The organism is Pontimicrobium sp. MEBiC01747 (assembly GCF_053601635.1).
Genome location: NZ_JBSHNS010000588.1, coordinates 1 through 468, shown reverse-complemented (window position 1 = coordinate 468; position 468 = coordinate 1). Strand labels below are relative to the sequence as shown.

1 protein-coding gene is annotated in these 468 nt (G+C 50.6%); it reads left to right on the top strand.

Translation table 11 applies throughout. From position 1 onward, the window contains the following. A partial coding sequence (locus ACVC2P_RS19800) for a Calx-beta domain-containing protein (RefSeq protein WP_452600180.1) occupies window positions 1–468 on the top strand: 468 nt, incomplete at both ends.

Genomic DNA, 468 nt, shown 5'->3' with positions numbered 1-468 from the left:
GACCCAAGCGGAACAGTAACGATCACCGATAACGACAATGCGCCAACAGTAACAATAGCCGACGCAACAGTCAACGAAGGCGCTGGCACAGTAACCGTTCCAGTAAGCATAGATACCGTAAGCGCTACAGACGTTGTAGTGGATATTGTCACGACAACAGGCACAGCCGGGACAAGCGATTACACCGTAACAACAACAACCGTGACCATTCCAGCAGGAAGCACCAGTGTCGATGTAGTGATTCCAATCACGGATGATGCCATAGATGAAGCCGATGAGACCTTTACAGTCGATGGCACAGTAACCAGCGGAAACACAGCAAACACGGACCCAAGCGGAACAGTAACGATCACCGATAACGACAATGCGCCAACAGTAACAATAGCCGACGCAACAGTCAACGAAGGCGCTGGCACAGTAACCGTTCCAGTAAGCATAGATACCGTAAGCGCTACAGACGTTGTAGTG